Raw genomic sequence first — 17,612 nt, 5'->3', positions numbered from 1 at the left:
CATTTATGTATTAGCATTAAAATTTATTTTATGTTTTTCGCTTTAATACGATCTAAGCATTGTTCATCAATAGTGAATTGTAAATAATCGATAAGCTCAAGCAGTTTTTGTTTTGCCTTTGAATTTGAAAAGATTTTTAAATTCAAACGTGCTTCATTTGCATATATGTGTATCTTTTTAAGCGTGTATTCAAAGCCCCCAGCTTTTTCTATCAATTCTGTAATGTGAATATCAACATCACTATTTTGATTATGAAACTGCAATTGTTGTGCGATTTCCTTCAATGAATTACCATAAACTGGATTTTCAAATGTATAAATTGCAGGTAATGTATAATACCCACTCCAAAAATCATTATGGATAGTCTTTTTTGAAATATCCTGAGATGAAATAAAATCCATTAAGTCATCTCTTATCTGAAACAATAGTCCGAAATTACGTGCAAAGGACTGAACGTACTCTCTTTCGTCCATACTGCATTTCCCTTCATACGCACCTGCTCCACATGCGATTTCAAACATTGAGGAAGTTTTGCCTATAATATTATCAAGATAGGTTTGTTCCGTTATCTCGATATTGAACTGACTGTCAAACTGACCAACCTCACCATCACACATAATTTCAAGTTTCTCAAACATTTTTTTATACCATGGCTTATTCATCAGATTAGTCCGTCCGATTGTTGCAAAAATCATAAAATCGCCTGCATAAACAGCCATTTCTTTTCCAAACTTCTTTTGAAGTGAGAGTTCTCCTCTTCTTATATCAGCTTCATCAATGATATCATCATGTATTAAAGATGCAGTATGACATATCTCTATTACTGCAGCAATTTCCGTAGCATCTACTCGTTTTCCCTTTAATTTTGAACAAAGTAATGTCAAAATAGGGCGAAGCTGTTTTCCTCTTGCTAACAGAATCCAATCCATCATGTTCTGCATAGAGGTATGATTAGAATGACATAGGCGCTCCATATGTTGATTTACTTTTTTTAGGTCTAATTCCATCTCTGGAATATCACATAAATTTATCATTTTCTTCCTCTTTTCTGTGTTTTCAATTTTTTATAGCAGCGAAACTTTACTTGTTCATATAAGCGAATCACGCTGTAAATCTACAATGTCAAGATGTTTTTCAGACATTAGTTTATCAAAAGCATCAATACCCTGTTCCTGAATAAATGCTGATTCTTTATCTGTTATAGGAATGGTAAGAAGCCATGTTACAGTATAATCAAGCAGGTTTAGCGACTGAATTTTCCAAAATGCTGGGCGCATTAAAACGATGTGATGACAATTTACTTCACTGAAGTATTCCAAAATTGCATCGTTGATAATCATTCCATATTTGCAATAATGTGAATCCATTATGTTAAATGCAGCTGTGGCCAAAATATTCTCCCAACGGTGTGTATGGTGCGGTGAAAAGCATAATAATTCAACTCGTAATGGCTGGTAATCACTAATAAGCTTTATATCATGTTGTGATAGTCCTATCGTAGCAAGACTGTCAGACATCCCTTGCGTATCTGCTTTACATGTCATGATATCAACTTGCTTAGTTTCATCATCATTATAATAACGATGAACTGTCGGTGTACCTTTCAAAAAATTATATGCATGAATGGCTACTTTCTTATTGTTATTTTCCATATATCTCCTTAATCTCCAAAATAGGCATCTGTTTTATCTTCACCCTTATGGCTTCTATTTGAACTTGGCAATTCAGGTCGTAAATGTTGTGGGTTATTATATTCATCTAAAAATGTTTTCCTGTCTATCCCTCTTTGTATTGCACTCTCTCTATGCTTTTTAAACTCGTATCCTGGTTTGTGTCCCATATCCCAAGGCTTATCCTTTGACATAAATTGTCCTGTTACACTATCACGGACGCGACCGTTTACTTTCGCATTTTCCCAAACCGCATCTCTCATTCCACTCCTCCAGCTTGTGGGATGAGTATACGGGTCAGTTTCTCCATTGTTTTCCATTTCTTTCATTTTATTTGAATTAGCTTTTTCGTAATCAGATAAAGACAATTTTTGCTTATCCTCCATCTTAGGGTGCGTCAGCTCGTTACTTTTTTCTGTTTGTTCAGGACTCCAAAGCTCTTTTAACGTTTTATGATGCCTCATAATGAAATATCTCTATCATCTATCATCCATATCCATATCGCAGGTATGGGCTCTTTCTTTTTCTAAACTGCCTATATTGGGATCACCGTCTGTATTATTATCCCCCTCTGGTTTTTTTAGTTTTTCCATATTGCTATTTGTAGGTGTGGAAACTTTAATGCTATCAAGAAAGTCATTTTTCTTTTTTGCATTTTTATCAGGCTGTTCATCTAAACTCTTATCTAATACTTCAGATTCAGGTTTTTTCAATTTCACAGATTCATTAGAGGGTGATGGAGCTTCTCTGACTTTTTCGAACAGACTGTTTTTAGAATTGGAGGATGTATCAAGCGGTTCTTTTGCTACTTTATCAGGTGTTTCTATAATCGAATTAACAACTTTCCTATCTGGATTATCATTTTCATCAATATCTTTATTTTTAACTTCCTTATTCCGATTGAATAATTTCATGAAAGTCACCTCACCTTCTAAGCTTGTGATAACCAGACAAATAGAGTCATCAGACTTCCAATTGCACATATGATATATGTTCTTTTGGATTCTGCTTCTGCATCATGTGTCATACCCCAAATACTGGTAGCCATAGATATCAGTAGCAGGAAAGGAAGGAAAATACCAAAAATCCAGCAGGTAATTGCGACTTTTCCATATTTACTATGTTTGCTTCTTCGATATACTTCGAAATTACAAATCGCACTTAGATTTGTATCAGCATCATAACATCGAATATTACCTTTCCCTTCATAGTTAAGTGCTGCAGTTATTTTGCATTTTTTACCATCCTTTGAAGGATTAAAGGAGGCAATCGTTTTATTGTCTAGTGACCATGTTAAACCATCGGATAAAGCGTTTGGCGGTGTGAGCATGCATTCCAAAATCAATTGGTCGCCAGTTTTAAGGCGAAGTGACGACTGGGCAAAATAGATACTTTGCAAGACTGGTTTAATTTCTATCTTCAACTCAGCTGATACCTTTTTCCCAGATATACGTATCTTTGCAATCCCCTCACGTAAAGCTGTAACAATACCTTGTGTATTTATCTGTAATATTGTAGAATCAGAGGATTCATAAATTAATGAATTTACATCTTCAGCATTTGATGGAATCGGAATCACATTGATTTTTCCCTGGTCATGTACTTTTAAATAAGTAAAATCAGGGACAAGCTGAATTTGATTTATGTATTGATGTTCTATGATTTTTATTTGTATTATTTGTACATTTACATTATCTTGATTTTTTATTAACAGCTGTGCTTCACCTTTATGGAGTGCAGTAAGAAAGTCATTTTTATATGAAAGTAAGGAAGGGTTATCGCATTCAATAGTAAAAGACGATACAGGATAGCTATGGAAATGAAATGAACAGCTGTCGTGAACTTCCATTACTGAGGGGACTTTGGAGATATAGTAGGTTGGTTTTCCATATTTAAAAAATCTAATCTCAATCTGGTGCTCTTCATTCAGGTTCTTATACTTTAATGCATCAAAATATTGCTCTATATACGGTACCATCAGCTGATAAATATAATAAAACTCCCAAAAGTTCGATAAATTGTTTTTAGTTACCTTTACGATAGCAGTACCAGAATCATAAGAAATGTCAATATATTCGTCCAGTATAATTTTCCAGGGAAGACGCATATTCTGTGCTGTTTCTTCGGAGTCAAAAACACCAATAGTAGCTTCTAAAAAATTAGTAGTTTGAACAAAGTGCTCGTTTAATAACGGAAAGCAGGAGTTATCAAAATAAACAGATGTTGCATCTAGAGAAATAAAATCTATTCCGTAATAATTTCCAATCTCTAAGAGTCGTATATTTATATCTTCTATGTTTTGATATTCCGTTATATCATGAAAGTATATATTCTGGCAAAATTCTGAGCTCTGCATATACTGCTTTAATATCTTATATTGAAATGTTGTGGCATGATAATCAATTTCATAATCATCAAATACCTCATTGTCTATTTCTTTCAAAAGAATATTTGCTATCTGGTGGAAAGGCTTGTGTGCAATTGTAGCTAATTCACTATAAGGACTGACGGTTTCATTATTGATACGAATATCCATGAATGGATTGATGTAAGAGCATGTGATAACGATGTTGTTCATTGGTTTTCCTCCTTTGATGAACTTAATAAATTTGCTGATACAGGAGACTGTAATTTATAGCATGTTGTTCAAATCTCATAGCATACAAAATGTATTGAAGCATAATTTTTTTATGTTGATCGGTAACTTCAATATATTGTGGAAGAGCTGCATCAATTTTTGAGTACCATTGTTTTAATGAATGCTGCGTATATGCTAATGCTGTTTCAGATTCCTTTGTTTCATATGTAAGGTATTGCTCAGCTTTTCGAAACACATCAGAACAACCAATTAAACGCAGCATCGTTCGTCCGAACAAGATACTGTCGTATCCTTTTTTCATACGATTATCGAAGGCTCTTACCAAACGTCGCATTTCTTCTTTTTTTGATTCATGTATAGCAACATGATCTATGGATTCTATTATTTTAAGAATATTTTGCTCATCTTTCATTTCATATTGCTCTATTAATTCCATAAGCACTGTGCTTCGTAATGATTTTAGCTGTCTGTATTCAATAGGATCTTCGCTTTTTTTGTAAATATTTGACGCTGCATCTATTTTTGCTAAAACAGGTTGCTCCCAGTTGTTCTGCATCATAACTGCAACACCTGTTTCAAGTCTAGCTAGTTGCATAGTTTGCTGTTCGGATAGTGATACAGCATGTCCTGCAATTCCGCAATCCTGCTCTTCAGGTAATCTCATAATTATCTTTGTATTTGTATTTTTAATTGCAGCTATATCAACAGAGGTAGGAGATTGATCCACAATAATAAAGCCTTCACCATATGTCCTCATTTCAGCGATACCGTTCACAATCATTTCTACTGATTTCGCTATTACATTAGTCCCAGCAGAGCTCTGCATATTTTCCGAATTTTTTAAGATGTTATGTGCTTCTTCAAGAACTGTTATATGTTGCAGATTTCTATTCCCTTTGTTGCTTTTCGCCATTCGATACTCGTTTAACTTTAATATAATTATCCCCATAAGAAGGGACTTTGTTTCTGTAGAACCAATTCTGCTTAAATCAATGATCGTATTCTGATCAAATAATACAGAATCATCTATATCAAAATCGTCACAAAAAATCTGCCCATAAATACCGTTTGTCATAGAATGTACACGTGTGACAAGTGCACCAGTATAATCGCCTTTTGTGTCTACAGAGTATTGAGACTGCATAATGATTTTTGGAAGTTGAATCAAAACATCTGCAAATGTTGGAAAAACAGGAGGTTGATCTTCCATGTATATAGAATTCAGAAGATCCCAGCCTTTACTGACATAAGCCTCTTCCATAGCTTCTTTTAAAATTGCAGGCATTGCTGCGTACATTTCCCAGCATGTGTTGAATATTTCAATAAGGCGATCTAAATGCTCCAAAACATGAATTCCCTCACAAAAGGAAAAGGGGTTGATTTTTAACATTTGATCTATTAGCGGATTTGTACTAAAGAGATGAATATTCTTTAGTAAGCGGAATTGATCTCTGTATTCACCTTTTGCTGGTTCTATAACGAGAAAGGGAATTTTATGATCAGAATCAATAAAATGCTCTATCAGCCTGTAAACAGTATTCGATTTCCCGCTTCCTGTCGTCCCTGTTACAAAGCAGTGTGAGCTCAGACTATTTATGTTTAGGCTAACATGAGAGGATTCAACAGTGCCCATATGATAGATTGAACCCATTTTAAGTACATCATTTTTTTGATCAAATGCAAGAACATTGCGGCCAAATTCAGCCATTTCATGTACCATAACACCTTGGACTGATTTCCTCGGAAGATTAAAGAGAACAGCAAGTTCTTTACTGTTAACGTAATTTGTCGGTGTTGATATTTGTGTTCTACCAGTGGATATGGATGGTATTAAAAAACGTGGATGCTCGCAGTACCGAAGAAATTCTTTTATTGATGCAGTTTTATTCTGTGCACTGTCAAATAACGTGAGGGATGTACGTTGTGTTCCTGTTTCTTCCCCTAGCATAAGCGAATGATAGGTACTAGCAGTAATGGCTGCAGTTTTCTTATCTTCTGCAATAAAATATGCTGCAGTTTCCCACATGCCATAGGCGATTCCAGAGGTTAATCTGCTCATATGACTTTCAATTTTCTGTAGAAGGTTTTCAATATTTTTATTGCGAAATTCAATCGTTAGATTGTCATTGCTTCCCAAGGATTTCGTTGTAGACTGTTGTGTGCCATACGTATTGCTTTTCGTTGTAGTAGTAGAATTTGTTTGCATATCATTTGTGCCTGTTGTCCAGCCTTCTTGTGTCCCTGACATCATACCAAAATTGAATAATATATTTGCTCCCATGTTTGTACCAGAGCTTTTACCTGTTGAGTGACCATCAGAACGGCCTGAGGCTTTTGATATGCCTTGAGATATTGAATTAGTTATGCTTTCGTTCATACCTTCTGTAAATGAAATTCCATCATTCCTTCCGTGCGATGCTGTTTTCTTTGAGAATGGAAATAAGGCAGTGTATAATTCCTCAAAACCGTTAAGACGTTTTTCTACTTCTAATGCAGATACGGATGCAGCAATTATTTCGCAGATATAATCGTGACCTTTCATAGTATCAATAAATTTTTCAAGCCCCTGTATATATGTTTGTGATTGCTGACGCTGTGATGGTAAGAGGGTAACCTGCGCAATATTAAAATTCATCTTGGATTGTGAAATGTCATCACAACCTTCTTCCAGAAAAATATGGTCTATTGCTTTTGTAGAAACACTATTAATACGACTTCCTGGGAAATTCCCAATGAAGGAATCATGTAAAATCGAACCAGCAATTGCCGCATCGCTGATTTGTGTTGCTCTAGTACCGATGTAAAGATCTGTATGATTAGCAGATCCTTTCAAAATCAGAACCATATTCTTACAAAATGGCATGACAGAATGTAACACGCTTATCAGTTTTTCATTGATATCCTCATCTTTATCAAAAACTAGGCGTGTAATATGGAATAAACGGGTAAGATTGTGTTTTTTCTCTCTATTCTCTAATTCCTGAATATGATATTCCTGAAGTGAATCCATATATGTCGTATTGATGAACTCTTCCGCTAGGTTAAGCTGTTTTTCTAACTGATTGTTATCCATCATGATACCTCTTTCCTCAGCATTTTTCTTTATAAAAAAGCATGGCATAAACATCGATATCCATGACTGGAATCTGAGTTTTGCCAAGCTTTCTGTCTTGCGTGAAAAACGAATTTAATAATGGACTTGCTGGCATATTCATTTCTTAAAGAAATTAGTTTAATTTAAACGTTTACCTTCGCCATCTGCAAAACTTCCCACTAAAATTCTAATAAGGTCAATTACATCCCATATAAATACTGCAAATATGATAATGAAACCAATAAATAACGCTGTTGTAATCCAACCGATAATCGTGAGAATAAGCATAGCAACTCCAGAGCCAACTTTCCCCATATAAAATCTGTGAATGCCAAAAGCCCCTAAAAATAGACAAAGTAATGCTGCTACAGCTTTACTTTTTTCAGATACAGTTGACTGTGTTACAACTTCACCTTCAACACCATTCTGACTAAATTCATCACTCATTTCTTTCTCCCTTCCTTGCATAAAACCGCAATGAGTTCACATACTGATTACGTAGAGTATCTTACTCTACGAAAAGATGATTTAGGGTTAGAAGAAGTGTGCTTTCTAGCATCTTTTGACGCTATCTTTGACGGCGAATAAGGTAGATAGCTTCTGCATATTATCGGTTTTTAATTCTAATGAAGGATGGACATAACGATTCATTGTTAGGTTCACATTGGCATGACCTAGAATTTCACTTAAGCTCTTAATATCAAAGCCAAGTTCAACACAGCGTGTTGCAAAGGTATGACGTAGAGAATGAAAATTTGCGGTAGGAATTTCTAACTTTTCCAGCACTCGTTTAAATTGGTACTGCATTACTCGGGGTTCTATATATACATCTTCATTGCATGTTAAAAAAAAGCCAGTAGTTGATTGTTGATAACGCTTCATAAGAGTTAACAGATTATCTGGTATTGGAATTGTTCTGATGGAGCATTTGCTTTTCGGCGTCGTTATGATTACTTTTGTTTTATGCTTTTTATTATCCTCTATCTGAATACGCTGCATAGTCTGATGGATATACATTGTATGTTCAGAAAAAGATATATCATTCCATTTAAGGGCACAGAGCTCACCGATTCGAAGACCTGTGTATAAACATACCATAATGCCAATATGGAAAGGATTTAGATCCTCTTGGAGCACTTTACATAGAATGATTTGCTCACTGCGACTGAATATTCGCATTTCTTTTTCAGAATGTCTGATTATAATAGACTTTGTATCACAAGAGATAGGAAACCCTCTTCTGTGAGAAAAATTGAATACTAAACGTATTACAGACATTATATCAGCAACAGTTTTTGAAGAAAGTCCTGTTTGTTTTCTACCACCATTGCATAATAAATCACGACAGAATGTGTCTAATGTATGATATGAAATATCACTGATGGAAATATTTCCGAGTTTAGGAACGATATAGGAATACAAAAGATTTTGATAACGTATTTTCGTCGATAATTTAATTTGTGGACTGAGCATAGAGAGCCATTCTCTGCATTCATCTTGGAGCATAGGAATTCGTAATTTATCAGGGACTATTTCTGTATTCGTTTGTATAGCAGTAAGGAGCTTTTTCTTTACATCACGATATGATTTTGCGTATACATAGCCATATTGTCGTCGCCCATTACAGTCTTTACCTTTTAAAAATCGTCCTTCCCATCTTCCATCTTTTCGCTTATAGATATTTTCACCTTTTCTTGACATATTTCTTCCTCCTTATTATTGACTATTATTATGACGGTGATTCGTAAAGATTTGTAAATAAACCTTTGAGCTTTTAAAAGCAAAAGACATTTTTTTGTCTCTAATTCATTAAAATAGAAAAATGCATGTATACTTATCATCTATTTATCGTACTTTTGATTTATGTATTCAAAAATCTATTGTATTTCTTAGAAGAAAACTACGAATTATTCAGGGAAATCTTGACAAATCAAGTGTCTTTTTGTAAACTTAAATTAGTTTGGGTAAGGATACCTGAATATCCTGATTTTCGTAGAGTAAGATACTCTACGATTTTTTTTACAGGTTTTGCAAAATTACATAATATCTTATATTTAAGGTATGCATATGGCCATTGGCATTCTTATGTGTTCCTTATGTAATAGATATTTTTGAAATATTAGTAAAGGATTTGTCATTATTTTGAAGCTTTATAAAGACAGTATACATATGTAGAGCCGTATACTTTTTTATTCTTTGATGTTTCAACAAATACATTAATATCTCTTCGCTATGTTGCTCAGGAAAATTTACAATAAAGCAGAGGAGGCAAATCTTGATGTAAACTATTAATCAATTTTCAAAATCATGCAATCTTATAGTGAAAGTATGATGATATTGATAACACAGAGGAACTGCTGAAGCTGCCCTTTCATAAGGCTGAAAATCACTATAGCTATTTCAGTGATGAGAATTTAAAGATTATACGGCATAAAATAGAGTGGCATTCGATAGATGGAGAGCCGTGGAAGCAGCGGTCTGTCTATGGATTATAAATACGGTTTTCTTTTTCGGGTATTGTCTAGCTTGCCAGATAACTGCCGCATGATGATTTTTGTAAAGTAAAATGGCAGAGAAACAGCAGATTCTAATGGAGATTCTGATACGGTATCCTGAAGGGAAATTCTAACCTCTCTTGAAAGCTTATACATAGTATGAATTTCCCGGGAAATATCTGTAAGCTGATATTTTGAAATTTATCTGTTGCCGATTAGTTAAACATAAAAGAAAGAGCCATGTTCAAGAAGTCGCGAACGTTGTATAATAAAGGCAAGGAGGGTTTTGCTAATGGAAAACTTTATGTATTCAATTCCCACAGAAATTTATTTTGGTAAGGGGCAGATTGCTCATATCGGCGATATCGTATCCAGATACGGCAAGAAGGCATTGCTGGTATATGGCGGAGGCAGTATCAAGCGCAATGGCATTTATGATGACGTGGTTAACATCTTCAAAGAGAATGGCATTGCATGGTGCGAGCTATCCGGCGTGGAGCCAAATCCGAGAATTACCACAGTGCGTGAGGGTGTTAAGCTGTGCCGTGAGCAGGGCGTTGAGGTCGTAGTGCCGATTGGCGGCGGTAGTACCATAGACTGTGCCAAGGTGATTGCAGGTGCTGTCAGCTATGCTGGAGATGCATGGGATATCGTTTTGGATCCGGGAAAGGTTGTCAGCGTGCTGCCAATCGTAACAGTTTTAACGCTGTCTGCAACAGGAAGTGAAATGGATACCTTTGCCGTTATCAGCAATATGGAAACCAATGATAAAATCGGCACCGGGCACAATGATATGCGTCCCAAGGCATCCATTCTGGATCCAAGCTATACCTGCAGTGTTTCCGCATATCAAACGGCGGCAGGAACAGCAGATATTATGAGTCATATCTTTGAATGCTATTTCTCCAATGTGCAGGGATATATGCAGGATCGTATGGCCGAAGGACTGCTGAAGACATGTATCGAATTTGGTGTTCGTGCTGTAAACAATCCGGATGATTATGAAGCGCGTGCCAATCTGATGTGGACAAGCAGCTGGGCAATCAATAATTTCATTAAGCTGGGGAAAACTGTAGAATGGACGGTGCATCCGATGGAGCATCAGCTTTCTGCATATTATGATATTACACATGGTGTGGGACTGGCGATTCTGACTCCGCACTGGATGAAATACGTGCTGAATGATGAAACTGTGGATAAATTTAAAACCTATGGTGTTAATGTATGGGGCATCGATAAGGACAAGGATCCATTTGAAATTGCACATGAAGCAATCGAAAAGACAAGAGATTATTTTGTAGCCATGGGCATTCCGACAACCCTGCGTGAAGTGGGAATCATGGACGAAGCCAAGTTCGATGTGATGGCGGAAAAAGCGGCTGCGGATCTCAAGGGTGCTTACGTTGAACTCACAAAAGAGGATGTAAAAAACATTTACCGTGCTGCATTATAAAAACAGAAGCCTTTAAATTCGTATCAGGATAAGGAGAGTCACAATGTATTATGACTTTCCTTTTCTATAATTATAATACGCAAGGAGTACAGTTACCCTTCTTTGTTCATCATATAAATACATAACCTGGCAAGCCATGCTCCTTATCCACGCTCCGCTATTTTTATTCTTTTCTATCTGCATTTTTATAGCACACGATTATATGCCAGTAAGGAGCCGTTATGTGTATAAAGTGCAGTATCTGCTTTTGTTAAGCTAGTAAAAAATAGTCTATAATCAGAAAGTGTCCATTTAAGAAAAGCATATGTAGAAACTACTAAGGAAACCTATATAAGCAAAGGGATGTAAGCAAAACAGCTCTTTCTGATTTTAAGGCACAGGGAAGGTAAAAAGATACAAAAGGATGGATAGACATGATTTATTTGTATTTCATGACTTTCATATACCCGTTAATTGGGAAAGAACCAGCAAACTTATCCACCTGTAATTTTGAAAAACAGTAGGATAGCATAAAATGAGCGTTATGTACGTGTATTCCTGTTTTTTCTTATGTTAAAATGACAGTGAACGGGATAAATGAAGGAGGTAGAATTATGCGTAATGGTGAAGTACTGGATTTTGAAGATTTTATGTGGAGATATCTGCAGGACGGATTTACTCTGGAATGTTTGAGCAGGGCATGTGATACGCCTGTTGAGTTTCTTCAGGAATATACGCCCGGAGGCTGCAGTGAAACGAAAAACCGAAAAGATTTGCCCTGGGTCTTTAATTTCATCGTAACCTTATACTGCAATGGTTTTTATGAAGAGGATGAACATATGCTGAAGGAGTATATGAAATCCATATGCGGACTTTATGCCATTCCTGAACGTGCACTGGCAAAGTATTTGAAAATGGAGGATGGGGAATTTAAAGCATTTTTAGATGACCCGGAATCCTATCCGGGCGGTTTCCGTTATGCACTGAAATTGATGTTTGCACTTTCCTTATTCAGTCGTGTGAAAAAAGAATAAGACTGTGGTTTGGAAAAGAAGCCTTACCTTAGAATCTGCGTAATCAAAAGGCCGGGATGCATAAACAGACTGTATAAATTACATAATTATTTATATCATATGAAAAAAAGGACGTCTAAATATTGGTTAGAAAAGTAATTTATGAGGAGTGATATACAGCATTCCTCTGCTATTTTCTTATAATAAAATTTTAAATACGACGTCTTTTTTTATTCGCAGGAATGCATGAAAGCCTGCAAACATTATAAAATACAAATGTGCATATCGCCTTACACAGACTTATAGTAACTCTGTCAATTATATAGGGATTCTGTTATATTTTACTTTATGAATCAATCCGTGAACATAAGGTGAAAGAAACGTATCCTTTTTTTCGTCTTTTTATAAACGTAAACGTTATACAGAGTGAGGAGGGGCGTCATGCAGATAAAAATAAAAAAGAATGCTGTTCCTACGGATGCACAACTGGAAGCAGCTATACAGGATGCCTATCCGAAGGTGTATTCCTATCTGTATCACCGAACACTGGATGCGGCCCTGTCGAAGGATTTGACACAGGAAACCTTCTACCGCTTTTATAAGCATCTCGATCAATATGAGGAACAGGGCAAGCTGTTGAATTTTCTTTATCGCATCGCCCTGCATCTGGTGTATGATTACACGAAAACAAAACGGTTCCATATGGATGAACTGCAGGAGGAGCTGGTACGTGATGAAACCTATAACGGGGAGCGACTGTTTCAGAAGAAGGAGGAATTTATAATTCTTCGTTCCTGGATAGCAGAGCTACCCCCGCATTTGCAGGATGTGATATTGCTGCGGTATGATGAAGGCCTGAAATTCAAGGATATATCTCATATTACTGGGATTCATGTATCCACTGTGAAATCACAGGTAGCACTGGCGCTTCGTATATTAAAAAAGCGCGCCCAAAAGGAGGGATGGCAGTGAAAAAAGAAAAGATACAGCTGGAGCAATTGGATATTCCGGATATTTTGCAGGAGGATATTCTGGAGGTTATTACGAATGTAAAAGAGCTGCTGCGTATTCAGCCGGTGAAAAAGTATGAAAGCAGTACGTTTCGCATTCTGCGTGAGCTGCTGCATATACATGGGTGGAAAAGTATTCTGATACAGGCAGCGCTGACACTGCTGGTTGCCCTTGGTGTATGGCTGTGTCTGCCCAGTGGCTATAAAGTTAACTCTGTTGCCTTTCTTTCACTGGGAAGCTCTTTGCTGTCTGTCGCTATTACAGTAGAGGTTTTCCGCTGTGATATCTATGGTATGAAGGAGCTGGAAATGGCCTCACCTTATTCTCCACAGCGTCTGTTAATGTGGAAAATGCTGTTGCTGGGAGGTATTTCCTTTCTGGGAATCCTGATTATCGCTGTCTGTATTTCCATGCATTCGGATATCCGTCTGCTTACACTGCTGTATAGCGGCTGTATCCCTTTTCTGCTGCTGAATGCCTTTACCCTGCATTTGTATATCCATGATCAGGTGCTGCAGGTGTTTCTGTCGGTATACGCCTTTGCGGCAGGTTGTTTTATTGTGCTGGAGCTATACCAGGCGAGCTATTGGATGTCACTGCTGGAACGATATGGCGGACAGCTGCTTCTTATTGCGCTGGCATACAGCGTCTATGTACTGTGGGATCGCCGCAGGAGGAATGCTTATGCTTAGACTATGCCAGAGTGAGCTGCATAAATTTTTCCATTCCCGTTTGCACTGTGTACTATTGTTGATATTGCTGCTGTTTCCGATTCTACAGCTTGCCTTTACCCTGCATATAGAGGCACAGCAGCCCTCTGCCCAGCTCTATCATACCGTGGTAAGCGTAAAGGAAGCAAAGCTCATAGCGGATGACTTGCGCAGAAATATGCAGGAAACAGTACAGAAAAGCTGGGTTACCGCACGAGAACAGGAGTGGGAAGGATTATTAAAGCAGGGAATCAGTAAAGAGGATATCCGCTATCAGATACTCGATCAGGCGTATTGGGACGGCTTTCGCACCCTGGAAATGCGGGATGCCATCCTATCTGATTCGCAGACACCTGCCATCGTACGTCAGGATTTAGAGCAGCATACATGGCGCTATGGGCCGTATGAGGGCTGGCTCAGCCGTATGAAAATATTTGAGAATACAGCCAGGGTCTATGCTGTTGTCTGTCTGTTTCTGTTTGGAAACATGTTTAACCAGGAGGATTCCTGCGACATGCTGGAGCTGTTGAAAAGCTGCCAAAAGGGAAGAAAAAACCTGGCCTGTGCCAAACTGAGCGTATCCCTTTTCCTGGCAGTGATACTGGCTGCCCTGCTGTATCTCATGCTTTGCGTATCCACATCCCTCACACTTGACTTATCCGGTGGAGATACGACGCTCATGATGCTGAGAACATTGCATATTTATACCTTTTCACAGGTTGATCTGCAGGCCCTGGGGCTGCTGCTGCTCAGTGGTATAGTATGTACGCTGTTTGCTGTGTTCACCTCTGTTGCAGTAAAAAAACAGGCTGTGTCCCTAGCACTTGGCATGCTGTTCTATTTGCTTCCAATGCTGGTAACCATAAGTGGACTGCAAACCTCGTGGACATCCTTTTTCCCATCCAACTTCCTATCCTTTCAGGCGATGGGACAGCTTTTGATGACACCATGGGTTGCTGTGCTGGGAAAGCTCTATCATCGACTCCCTCTATTATGGACTGTCTGGAGTCTTTTGAGCATAGTGCTGATTGCTATAATTATCGCAAAGCACTGCAGTATTTGTTCATGGACATTTAAAAGAAGAATGTGCGGTATATCGGAAAAAGCAAAACTGCATATATAATATAAATCACCAGATATAACAAACCGGCTTATATCAGCTTGCGGAAGTCTTCTTGAAAAGCAATCCTACAGGCTGCCGGTAAGATGCGGTAAAATAAATGAAAGCCCCCCGCAAGCCGTAGGTATTTCATACGGGTTTTGAATGGATGAGGCTTAATGATATGATAGAAACAACTGCTATAAGCAACTGAATTACAGTTAGAATTATTTCACTCGTATAAATGAGAGAATGGAGGAGCATATGAATGTAAAACTGGAACAACTGTCCAAGCGGTTTGGAAGCGTAACGGCAGTTCAGAATATGAATGCTATATTAAAGCCTGGAATTATCGGTCTGTTGGGAGCGAATGGCAGTGGAAAAACAACGCTGCTGCGTATGATGGTTCATGTATTGCCTCCCGACGAGGGTCGTATTTTATACGGAGATATCGACATTCGGGAAAAGCATGAGGAATATCTTGCCAACATCGGCTACATGCCGCAGCATCTGGGGATGTATCCAACCTTTCGGGTAGAGGAATTTCTACAATATATGGGGGCTGTTAAGGGTCTGACAAAAGCCTATACCACACAGCGTATCCAGGAGCTGCTTCCTGCCGTTCACCTGGAGGCTCAGCGGAAAAAGAAAATTCGTACGCTGTCCGGTGGCATGCGGCAGCGGCTTGGCATTGCACAGGCGCTGTTGAATGATCCTGCCGTACTGATTCTCGATGAGCCCACAGCAGGACTGGATCCAAAGGAGCGAAACCAGTTTACCCAGCTTTTAAGCGAGCTGTCAAAGGATAAAATCATTCTGCTGTCTACCCATATCGTCAGTGATGTGGAATCTATAGCTGATCAGATTATGATTATGAAAAAGGGTCGCCTGATTGCTCATGATACGCCGCAAAGGCTTCTTGCAGTACTGGATGGCAGGGTGAAGGAGCGCCATGTTTCACAAAAGGAGCTGGTACAGCTGCGCAAAACCAGTACGATCTGCTATCAGCGTGCATCAACACAGGGAACACTTGTCCGTTACCTGGATGCTGCAGGCAGTCAGGATGCCTATAGTGTGGAGCCTTCCCTGAACGATTTGTATTTGTATCATTTTCAGGAGGAAGAGGTATGAGACTGTATTTACTGGAATGTAAAAAAATAATGACCTCCCGCTTTCATCTGCTGCTTTTGCTGCTGTTTATGATTTTGCCTGTGGTAATCTTTCAAAACAGGATTACAGATACGGGGAAGTATATGAATCCCTATTTGCATGAAGATGGAAGCCGTATGAGTACAAAAGAAATTCAGGCAGAGGTACACCGTGAAAAATTGAAGTGGACTGGTACGATGGATGCGGACTGGTGGCAGCGGTTAACGGCGGCAAGCAGAGCTGCTGAGAAACGCCTGGATACTCATTTTTATGATATGGAGAAAATGAATGCCTTGTATGGTGATGACTGGTATGAGCAGTATCAGGAGGATAAAAAGGCCTATGCTGGTGAGAATGAAGCAAAGGAGCAAAAGAAGGGAAAGAAAATTCTGTATCAGCGTAAGGAGCCTCTGCCGAATTACAAAAAGGATATCGCTGATGAGGTTGTCTTAATGCTGTATATGGGTTATGGAAAAACCATGCTTGCCAATAAACCTTGGAACAGCGAGGATGGTACATTTGGGACTATGTACAGTGCCTTTAATAATGAAAAGGTGGCATCTCCGGTATATTCTCTTGACGTAAGCAAGCCTGAGCTTCAACTGCTGAAAGCTTATATGAATGAGCAGGGGTCCTTTCATTATGGAGATAGTAAGGAATGGTTTTCTTTACTGGAAACCTATTCCACTGTAGGCATCGTACTTATGGTATGGGTGCTTGTGATTTCCAGCAATCTGATCTGCAGGGAGCGCAAGCAGAATATGCTGGAGGTATTAAGCTCCTGCAGCAGAGGCGGCAGCTCTTTGTTTTTATCCAAGCTGGCTGCTGTAATCACCTGTGCATGGGCTGGTCTGCTGCTGATGGTTCTGCCTGTGACACTGTATGCATGGCTGTCGGGTAATCTTGGCGACATGGCGGTCAATATCACAGAGGGACTGCATCTTGTTTCCATATTCACCTATCAGGAGGGCTTCCTCATATCTCTGGAGGTGCTTGCTCTGGGAGCTGTCGTCTGTGCGGTTTTTGGAGCGCTGGCTTCCACCTGTGTGAAATCCTCCTATGTATCGCTGGGGGTCTGCCTGCTGTTTCTGTTTGCAGGTACAGCACTGTCCTCTTATACCTCGTGGATGAAGCTGTTCCCTGTTAAATTTATGGAAACCACAAGTGTCGCTGTCAGAGGCTTTACCTGCAATCTGTTTCATCATGCCTTCTTCCTGTGGAAGCTGCTCCCTCTTATATGGATACCTGGTGCTTTGATTATTGGATATATTGCCCTTCGCATCTATCGCTCCCCATCCTATCAAAGGGTTTAATACCTATGCTATAAACTGTATGGATTC

The 17,612-nt window shown here is 38.4% G+C and carries 15 protein-coding genes; 7 read left to right on the top strand and 8 right to left on the bottom strand.

The window, feature by feature from the left end; translation table 11 throughout:
• Nucleotides 1-23: 23 nt before the first annotated feature.
• The 8 genes from GKZ87_17980 to GKZ87_17945 all read right to left on the bottom strand — a co-directional run bounded on the left by GKZ87_17980 (nucleotide 24) and on the right by GKZ87_17945 (nucleotide 9,064).
• Entirely contained in the window at nucleotides 24-1,034 is a 1,011-nt protein-coding gene (locus tag GKZ87_17980; protein ID QSI27240.1) for a hypothetical protein, read from the bottom strand.
• A 54-nt stretch (nucleotides 1,035-1,088) separates the two neighbouring features.
• Nucleotides 1,089-1,652: a hypothetical protein gene (locus GKZ87_17975; GenBank protein QSI27239.1), complete on the bottom strand. Its 564-nt coding sequence runs from the start codon at nucleotides 1,650-1,652 to the stop codon at nucleotides 1,089-1,091.
• An 8-nt stretch (nucleotides 1,653-1,660) separates the two neighbouring features.
• Complete coding sequence (locus GKZ87_17970; GenBank protein ID QSI27238.1) at nucleotides 1,661-2,134, bottom strand: hypothetical protein; 474 nt, start codon at nucleotides 2,132-2,134, stop codon at nucleotides 1,661-1,663.
• A 15-nt stretch (nucleotides 2,135-2,149) separates the two neighbouring features.
• Nucleotides 2,150-2,584 carry a hypothetical protein gene (locus tag GKZ87_17965; protein QSI27237.1) on the bottom strand — a complete coding sequence of 145 codons (435 nt, stop codon included), beginning with the start codon at nucleotides 2,582-2,584 and terminating at the stop codon, nucleotides 2,150-2,152.
• 17 nt (nucleotides 2,585-2,601) lie between these two features.
• Nucleotides 2,602-4,248: a hypothetical protein gene (locus GKZ87_17960; protein QSI27236.1), complete on the bottom strand. Its 1,647-nt coding sequence runs from the start codon at nucleotides 4,246-4,248 to the stop codon at nucleotides 2,602-2,604.
• Nucleotides 4,249-4,270: 22 nt separating this feature from the next.
• A complete protein-coding gene (locus GKZ87_17955; GenBank protein QSI27235.1) occupies nucleotides 4,271-7,396 on the bottom strand; it encodes a DUF87 domain-containing protein in 3,126 nt (1,041 codons plus the stop codon).
• A gap of 105 nt (nucleotides 7,397-7,501) precedes the next feature.
• Entirely contained in the window at nucleotides 7,502-7,831 is a 330-nt protein-coding gene (locus tag GKZ87_17950; GenBank protein QSI27234.1) for an NINE protein, read from the bottom strand.
• Nucleotides 7,832-7,915: 84 nt separating this feature from the next.
• The gene (locus GKZ87_17945) at nucleotides 7,916-9,064 is read right to left on the bottom strand and encodes a tyrosine-type recombinase/integrase (protein ID QSI27233.1); all 1,149 of its coding nucleotides are present in this window, start codon (nucleotides 9,062-9,064) and stop codon (nucleotides 7,916-7,918) included.
• A 1,086-nt stretch (nucleotides 9,065-10,150) separates the two neighbouring features.
• Between GKZ87_17945 and GKZ87_17940 the strand changes: the two genes are divergently transcribed.
• The 7 genes from GKZ87_17940 to GKZ87_17910 all read left to right on the top strand — a co-directional run bounded on the left by GKZ87_17940 (nucleotide 10,151) and on the right by GKZ87_17910 (nucleotide 17,585).
• Entirely contained in the window at nucleotides 10,151-11,311 is a 1,161-nt protein-coding gene (locus GKZ87_17940) for an iron-containing alcohol dehydrogenase (GenBank protein ID QSI27232.1), read from the top strand.
• A 593-nt stretch (nucleotides 11,312-11,904) separates the two neighbouring features.
• Nucleotides 11,905-12,324, top strand: a complete 420-nt coding sequence (locus GKZ87_17935; protein QSI27231.1) for a hypothetical protein — start codon at nucleotides 11,905-11,907, stop codon at nucleotides 12,322-12,324.
• A gap of 420 nt (nucleotides 12,325-12,744) precedes the next feature.
• Entirely contained in the window at nucleotides 12,745-13,275 is a 531-nt protein-coding gene (locus GKZ87_17930) for a sigma-70 family RNA polymerase sigma factor (GenBank protein ID QSI27230.1), read from the top strand.
• Nucleotides 13,266-14,006 carry a hypothetical protein gene (locus tag GKZ87_17925; GenBank protein QSI27229.1) on the top strand — a complete coding sequence of 247 codons (741 nt, stop codon included), beginning with the start codon at nucleotides 13,266-13,268 and terminating at the stop codon, nucleotides 14,004-14,006. The genes GKZ87_17930 and GKZ87_17925 overlap by 10 nt, the downstream gene beginning before the upstream one ends.
• Nucleotides 13,999-15,147 (top strand): hypothetical protein, encoded by a 1,149-nt coding sequence (locus GKZ87_17920; GenBank protein QSI27228.1) that lies wholly within the window; start codon nucleotides 13,999-14,001, stop codon nucleotides 15,145-15,147. Before GKZ87_17925 ends, GKZ87_17920 begins: the two co-directional genes overlap by 8 nt.
• A 240-nt stretch (nucleotides 15,148-15,387) precedes the next feature.
• The gene (locus GKZ87_17915) at nucleotides 15,388-16,254 is read left to right on the top strand and encodes an ATP-binding cassette domain-containing protein (protein ID QSI27227.1); all 867 of its coding nucleotides are present in this window, start codon (nucleotides 15,388-15,390) and stop codon (nucleotides 16,252-16,254) included.
• Nucleotides 16,251-17,585 (top strand): ABC transporter permease, encoded by a 1,335-nt coding sequence (locus GKZ87_17910; GenBank protein ID QSI27226.1) that lies wholly within the window; start codon nucleotides 16,251-16,253, stop codon nucleotides 17,583-17,585. The genes GKZ87_17915 and GKZ87_17910 overlap by 4 nt, the downstream gene beginning before the upstream one ends.
• Nucleotides 17,586-17,612: the final 27 nt, after the last annotated feature.

This window comes from Erysipelotrichaceae bacterium 66202529 (genome assembly GCA_017161075.1).
In the GTDB taxonomy this organism is placed as follows: domain Bacteria; phylum Bacillota_I; class Bacilli_A; order Erysipelotrichales; family Erysipelotrichaceae; genus Clostridium_AQ.
The sequence above is the reverse complement of the archived record's forward strand: the minus strand, read 5'-3'. Positions and strand labels throughout refer to the sequence as shown.